The following is a 7,096-nucleotide window of genomic DNA, read 5'->3' as shown; positions in this document are numbered from 1 at the left end:
CTTAATAGCAGTGGGATATCATCGACGCGTTCGTTACTGATCAACTGGGCCATTGCTTGGCTGGGATACGATTTTGGGCATTATTACGCTATTCGCTATTCTCCTATATTTTCTAGCGAACCGTGAGTGGTTAGGCAGCAAATGGCTGATATTCAGTCGAGTGAGTCCCGTCTAAAGTCATCAGACCCATAGTTCATCTCAAGACTCATCCGCAAAGCCTGAAATATAGTTATTGAAACCAATAGATTGCCCTCCGATTTTGATAAGATCTATTGATGTTCTAAATTTGCTTGTGTGAAATTTATTGACTTATTTGCTGGTGCAGGTGGTTTATCGTGTGGTTTGGAAATGGCCGGTTTCCAAGCCATATTGGCTAATGAGATGGTTGGGCAGTATGCAGAAACCTATAAAAAGAACAATCCCGATGTACAACTTATCGTTGGCGATGTTCGCCAGGTATGCGAACTGGATTTGAGACAAAAGCTCAGTCTCAAGCCTGGTGAATTAGACTTATTAGTAGGTGGTCCGCCTTGTCAAGGCTTTTCAGTAAATGCACCTGTAAGAACACTTGATGATGAACGCAATCACCTATTCAAAGACTTTCTCAGAGTTGCTGCTGTCTTAAAACCCAAAGCAGTCTTGATTGAAAATGTTACTGGAATTATCCAACTTGGCAAAGGCACAGTAGTTAAACAAATCTACAACGTGCTTCAATCTTTGGGATACTCTGTTGAGCATCGAGTTTTGTTTGCCGGACATTACGGTGTGCCACAAATGCGTTTCAGGACGATATTTATCGGTATTAGACAAGGTGAAAAGCAAATCGAATTTCCAAAACCTACACATAATGCTAAAGCAGTAGCAAATTTTGCAGGAGCAAAAGAGTTATGCTTTGATATACTTCCCCTCTTTGCTTCAGTCTTAAAGGCACATACGACTGTATGGGATGCTATTTCTGACTTGCCACCTATTGAAAGTGGAAGTCGAAATGAAGCACTGGACTATGCAAAAGATCCGAAAAATGAATATCAAGCTAATTTACGGCATTGCTCATATAAAGTTTGGAATCATAGCTGTGCAAGTTTAGGAAAAGTAAATCTGGAAAGGTTAAAGTACATTCCACAAGGCGGAAGCTGGCGCGATATTCCTTATGATCTATTGCCTGCTGGGATGAAAAGAGCACGCCGCAGTGATCATACTAAACGTTACGGAAGATTACATCCTGATGCTTTGTGTTCGACTGTGCTAACTAAATGCGATCCTCATTGGGGTAGTTTTTTTCACCCTGAACAAGATCGAGTAATTTCAGTACGTGAAGCAGCGCGTATTCAATCATTTCCAGATCACTATAAATTTACAGGAAGTGTTACCCAACAATATGAACAGGTTGGCAATGCGGTTCCACCCCTTATGGCAAAAGCCATTGGGAAATCAATAAAGTCAATGATAGGTGGGTAGAGAAAATGTTGCAGAGGCCGAGTAAGGATATTGTTGAAATATTTGGATATGCACCAGATGATCTATCTAATGTAAGCCGTAGCCTATGGAATTTGGGGGCATGTCCTTTTATTGAAAAGGCATGCACTAAGACAAACCACGATCGAACTATCACTTATGGTACATGCAGTGTTACTTCTCCTTATGGAGACTGCATAATTTGTCCTAACCGTATGTATGAAAATCGGTATGCTTCATTAAAAAGAGTGGCGCATGATTCATTTGGAAGTGGCTTAGAATTTCTAACCTATGAGGAATATATTCCACGTCGAAATAACATTTCAGAGTGCATTGTTGCTTTAGGTCAAACATCGGGCAAGGAAGTAAAACTGGGGACAAGCCTCTCCATGGACTGGGTACTAGCTAAAGTCAATCATGGAGATCTTATTGAGTACGTAGGCATTGAAGTTCAAAGTATTGACATTACTGGAAATTATCGTGACAACTGGTACGCTTATAAGAATTTATCCTTATCAGATACGATAATTCCCAAATCTGGACATGGGATGAATTGGGCTAATGTTCATAAACGTTTGATTCCCCAGTTAATTCGTAAGGGATTAATTTATTCAAGATCAGATTTAGTCACGAGTGGTTTATACTTTGTGCTCCCAGATATCGTATACCAAAAATTTGAAGGAGTTATAGGAGCTGATATTCCACTTGTGGATGTAAATGCACCAGATGTTTTGACCGTCCACACTTACTCCTTATCTAGCCCAGTTGAACATGGACAACAGCGCCACCTGATTCTTGAGCGAGAGATAAAGTTTGAATTAGAGGAATTTTCTGGTCGTTTTATCGCTGGTGCAAACCTCCCATCAGGAGAAGATTTAGATAATGCTGTACGTCGTGTGCTCGGTTTAATCTAAACATGGGTGGGAACTCTACGACATGAGTTTACTGAGGTTCAGTTGTTTTTCAAATGCTCTCTATTTAACCGCTAATTTATGCAGGAATTTTAGATGTTTCTGAATTGTTATCGATGTCATAAAAGCCTAATCGGGATAGGGAGAATCCTCACGAATCCCCCTCCCACACCACCCGGCATGCGGGTCCGCACCGGGCGGTTCAACATCACGGAGCAAACACTAACCTGCGTCATCAAACGTAGCCTTGGGCTTTCATCCACAAGTCACGTATCGACGACAATCCCTGTTGTGCTAACCACTCATTGGTCATCCCACTTTGGGTCGCCAGCGTTCTCGACAGATGCCAGTAGCCTCGTCGACTAATGCCCGTCCGAATCGCATGGCCCTTATCCGTCCCGAGGGCCAAGAGCTTGCTGATGCGAGTGCGCGGTCTGCGCCACTGTTTCCAGTAACACATCCGGATGCGCCGTCGCAACCAGCCATCTAGCTCTGGTATCGGGTGATAATACTGTGAAATGCCAAAGTATCCCATCCAGCCTCGCAGATACTGGTTTATGCGCTCCAGGCGGTATTCCATTGAGACTCTCCAACTGCGGGCTGTTAATCCCTTGAGTCGGTGTTTGAAGTCCGCAAAGGCTTTGTCTGACCAATACACCCGGATTCCCTTGAACTTAAAGCCAAGGTATTCCAAGGCATGGACATTCACCACCTGTGACTTTTGCCGGTTCACCTTCAGCCTCAGCTTCTGGGTGAGGTATCGGCTGATCTTAGCCATTACCCGCTTGCCTGCTCGCATACTTTTGACCAGGATCACCAGTAACGTCAGCAAGCTGTAGGGTGCGGTCTCAGCTGCAACTTCCTAATGCCTCACCGATAAATTTTGGAGACCGCACCATGCTCACAAATTCCGTGAAGTAAGTATTCGCAGTCTAAGATAGTTCTTGATGCGGACACGGACAACGCCCCTGACCTACCGTCTAACAAAAATATTGACCACCGCTCAACTCCACATTAAGCAGCACAAGCAAGAATAGCATCCACTTCATGTCAAATGTTTATCAGGCCCGTGTTGATTGCCATGCACCTGGCGGTATTTCGTGGATAATACTTTCGGACTTTCCTGGATTCGGTGACTTCAGGTGGGAAGTCGATACGGACGAGATCCCATTTCAACTCCGCCCCTTGGGATCTCGCTTTCGAGTCCGACATGAGTATCGAGCTCAAACCCATTGCTTCACCATCCCCGTAGATTAGTGATCGTAGCTGCCAAATAAAACAATGACACTAAATACGGTGCTATAGTAGTGTCATGGCTACTGATTCATCTTTGCGGGTTGTGATTGATACAAACGTGGTATTCGAGGGTTTAACCAAGCAGGGCGGTGCTGCTGGTTAGTCATAGATGCATGGTTGGCTAATCTGTTAACCGTTTATGTTTCTAATGCCCTTGCTTACGAGTACGTCGATGTTTTATCCCGTAAGCTTTCCGAAAAACGTTGGCAAACACTTCGACCCGTTTTAGGTAAATTGCTAGACCTTTGTAAGTTTGCAGCAATTTACTATTCGTGGAGACCCACTTCACCGGATCCAGGTGATGATTTAGTTGTGGACTGTGCCATGAATGCAGGAGCAATAGTCATTACGTCCAATCTTCGTGACTTTCGAAATGCTGAAGCGTCGCTGGGCTTACAGGTAATGACCCCAGTTGAATTGGTCGTCAAATTAGCAAGAAATGGAGGTGAAGCATGAGTCGATTAACCCTTCGATTACCAGAAACACTACACCAGCAACTAACTAATTTGGCAGAAGGTGAAGGTGTTTCCTTAAATCAATATATTGTCTATGCTCTGACACGACAGGTAACCCTTGCCTATTCTGTTAGTGAAGTTCCGAAAGAAGAGATTCGACAACAAGAACTATCATTCCAATCTTTGATACAAGATCTAGGAAAGGCTTCCTCATCTGAAATTGCAACTGTACTGACTGAACGAGAAACAGTCATACCTGAAAAGGAATTGGACGCTAATACGGTTACGCTCCTTCAGCAAAGGATACAAGACACTGCAACTTCAGGTGGTGATGCCTAACACTGCGTTGGTGCGGCGGAGCAAATACTATCAACTAAAATGGTTAATTATCGTAACCACCTTTGTTGGAGGGCTTAAACGATTTTTATCACAGCCAAACGTTAAAAATTTACTGGAGGTGATAACAGGTGTTACCCTAATAGGTTTAGGGGTAAAGCTTGCACTAGAGCAGAAGTGACCTCTTCAGAGTCGTTCGGGGGAGTTGAAGAAACTCCAAAATTCTCTTTTTACCAATATTTAGGTGGCGGTCTGCCTCAGAATGTTCACCCAGTAATGGGATTATACCGACCAATTTTTTTTAGCTGTCGCTGCGTATGTAGATAGGTAGCAAAGATCTTTTCAAGAGTGTGGGCATACTCAACTAATGGCGTTTGGAGATCGGATTTCAAAGTCTGAGCAATTGCTTCTTGTGCCTGCCATGCAGTATAGACCGCATTGGTTATGCCATGGGACGAGAGCGGATCAAAGGCGATGGCGGTATCGCCCACCGCCAACCAGTTTTGACCGGCGATCTGGGCGGCACGCGATGAATTGGCAGTCGCTACCTTAACCCTGACGGCATGATCGCTAACCAGAAAGTCTTGTAATATTTGCGTTTCAGTCAATACTTCTTTCCATTTCGTATAGTCGCAAAGATGACGGGCCAAGGGAGAACCTTTCTCCGTAAATAAGGTTAGGACATTTGTCTCTTCATCCAATCCTGAAACGATGCCCCACCCTTGCGCAAACAGCTCTGTAAAGACCTCATGCTTGATTTTAGGATGTCGAATGCGAGGTAAGTGGCAGGTAAAAGCGAGTTGTTGATCTGATTCTTGAGTTGGAATGCGGAGCGCTTTTAACAGGGCACGCCTGCGGCCAGTCGCATCGACAAAAATTTTTCCTGTAATTGTTTCTTGTTTTGTGTCGCGTTGAATACGAAGTGTGCGCTGGATCGGATCAAAATCAGACCAGCGGTCTACGGCTAAAACCTTTTGTGCCAGGGTGTTTCCCAGCTCGATCAGCAGTTTTTGCTTATCCAATTTTAAGCCATACTGAAAGGGGCGGTGAACGAAAAAGTTGGTATCAACAATATTGGCTGTGCCCCAAAGGGAATGGTAACCATACGTTTTTCTCAAGGCGCTCCGCTCAAAGAGTGCCTTGAGTCCTAACTGTTCTAGAAGCACCAATGATGACGGTGGCAACGTTTCTGCCAAAGCCATCATTGGCGGTGTTTTGCTAAGGCCGATGAGAATAGCGCTGATGCCTTTTTTCTGTAAAAGCCAGGCTAGACATAAGCCTGCGATTCCCTGGCCTATAATGACAACGTCGGCACGAAGTGATGACATTAATGGATGCCACCTTTACCGTCATAGGCGATGTAAACGATATCGGGCACATTATCAAGGTCGGTATCGGCCAGTCGACCGGTAACCACGCCAATATTTTTCCATTGATAGACCATAGCGATCAGCCCGTTTTGGTAACCCGCTTCCGCATGGTAGCCGACAAAGCCGGTATCGGTCGTTTGCAACCATGGCAAACGATTGCCATAGATAAAGCGGCGTGTCTCTTCCAGGATTTCGTTTTGCCGCACTTTGTCCATGCTTTCTTTGGTCAATACCGTTACCGGTAGGTTAGCTGCCCACCAGGCGGGTACGGGATATTGCGTGTCGATGTAGACCGTCTGACAGCTACCTGCATCAGATTGCCAGGGGATTCCCATCCATTTGGTCAAGTCACCGGGAGTGGATTTCCAAATCCAATAATTTTTGTCGTTGGGATCAAGCGATTTCTGAATATCTTCTGGCACCATTTCAAAACCGAAATCGTTGTAAAAAATCTCTTGCTGCTCTTCTGGCGTGGCGGCGTTGAGACGAACTTCCCATAGACCATAAAATCCATAGCAGTAGCCATCGTTCGCGTGGACAAAATCGTAGGTGCGTTTGTCTTCAGCGTACATTTGACGATGGCGCATGGGCCACGTAAGTTCGACACCGGGATGGAAGCCGCCACCATAAAGCGTTTCGAGTACAGCACGGGTCATGAGTAAGCCACTTTTGGCAGGATCGGCTGCCGCATCCAAAAATTGGCTTTGATAAAAACGCCCCATCTCATCGATATTGGTGAAATTGCAATGCTTTGGCGTCTCAAATTTACCATCTTTCCAGTTGCGCAATTGTTCGTAAAGCATGGGGGGGATGGCAAACCACTGAGCGGGGCTACCGGGATAATTGATGCCATCGCCTGGGTAGGTAGGGAATTTGAGGTCATCTTTGCCACTATCAACCTGGGTTAAATCAGTTGTCTGATTGTTGGGAATCACCGGCTCATTCGCCATCGAATAGTAAGGGTCACGAAATAGGTCGAAGATTTCCTGTCGGACAGGGGCACAGTCCGGACTACTGGAGTAGAGACAATGGAATTTGCCGTCTGCAGTCAGTTTGTCAATTTTTTCGCGGAATGATGGTGCGAGAAAATCGCCAGCATTGACCCATTGCATACGATAAAAACGATATAGCAGGGAGAAAACCAAACTGATTTCGGAGGAAAAGTCGCCAGGCTGGCTACCGGCACCGATAATTAAATCATAGAGGGTCGAGATGGGCTGAATTTGCGGGGCGTAGTCGGGTGGCGCGCTGGCGATCCAGGCGGCCGAGCGGG

Annotated in this window: 7 protein-coding genes; 4 read left to right on the top strand and 3 right to left on the bottom strand. The window is 45.3% G+C overall.

Going from position 1 to position 7,096, the window contains the following annotated elements:
• Nucleotides 1-294: 294 nt before the first annotated feature.
• Complete coding sequence (locus IQ260_RS24770) at nucleotides 295-1,458, top strand: DNA cytosine methyltransferase (protein WP_193995752.1); 1,164 nt, start codon at nucleotides 295-297, stop codon at nucleotides 1,456-1,458.
• A 5-nt stretch (nucleotides 1,459-1,463) separates the two neighbouring features.
• Nucleotides 1,464-2,369 carry a NotI family restriction endonuclease gene (locus IQ260_RS24765; RefSeq protein WP_193995751.1) on the top strand — a complete coding sequence of 302 codons (906 nt, stop codon included), beginning with the start codon at nucleotides 1,464-1,466 and terminating at the stop codon, nucleotides 2,367-2,369.
• 232 nt (nucleotides 2,370-2,601) lie between these two features.
• Here IQ260_RS24765 and IQ260_RS24760 read toward each other — a convergent pair whose 3' ends face one another.
• Nucleotides 2,602-3,144: a group II intron maturase-specific domain-containing protein gene (locus tag IQ260_RS24760; protein WP_228016406.1), complete on the bottom strand. Its 543-nt coding sequence runs from the start codon at nucleotides 3,142-3,144 to the stop codon at nucleotides 2,602-2,604.
• A gap of 581 nt (nucleotides 3,145-3,725) precedes the next feature.
• Between IQ260_RS24760 and IQ260_RS24755 the strand changes: the two genes are divergently transcribed.
• Both IQ260_RS24755 and IQ260_RS24750 read left to right on the top strand, forming a co-directional pair.
• Nucleotides 3,726-4,118: a PIN domain-containing protein gene (locus IQ260_RS24755; protein ID WP_456152058.1), complete on the top strand. Its 393-nt coding sequence runs from the start codon at nucleotides 3,726-3,728 to the stop codon at nucleotides 4,116-4,118.
• Nucleotides 4,115-4,456 (top strand): YlcI/YnfO family protein, encoded by a 342-nt coding sequence (locus tag IQ260_RS24750; protein ID WP_193995750.1) that lies wholly within the window; start codon nucleotides 4,115-4,117, stop codon nucleotides 4,454-4,456. Before IQ260_RS24755 ends, IQ260_RS24750 begins: the two co-directional genes overlap by 4 nt.
• A 263-nt stretch (nucleotides 4,457-4,719) precedes the next feature.
• Here IQ260_RS24750 and IQ260_RS24745 read toward each other — a convergent pair whose 3' ends face one another.
• Together IQ260_RS24745 and IQ260_RS24740 are read right to left on the bottom strand one after the other, a co-directional pair.
• On the bottom strand, nucleotides 4,720-5,781 hold the full coding sequence (locus IQ260_RS24745) for an NAD(P)/FAD-dependent oxidoreductase (protein ID WP_193995749.1): 1,062 nt from the start codon (nucleotides 5,779-5,781) through the stop codon (nucleotides 4,720-4,722).
• A partial coding sequence (locus IQ260_RS24740) for a LodA/GoxA family CTQ-dependent oxidase (protein WP_193995748.1) occupies nucleotides 5,781-7,096 on the bottom strand: 1,316 nt, incomplete at its 5' end. The genes IQ260_RS24745 and IQ260_RS24740, both read right to left, overlap by 1 nt.

The organism is Leptolyngbya cf. ectocarpi LEGE 11479 (assembly GCF_015207065.1).
Taxonomy (GTDB): Bacteria; Cyanobacteriota; Cyanobacteriia; order Phormidesmidales; family Phormidesmidaceae; genus Leptothoe; species Leptothoe ectocarpi.
Note: the sequence above shows the minus strand (reverse complement) of the source record. Positions and strands in the feature narration are given on the sequence as shown.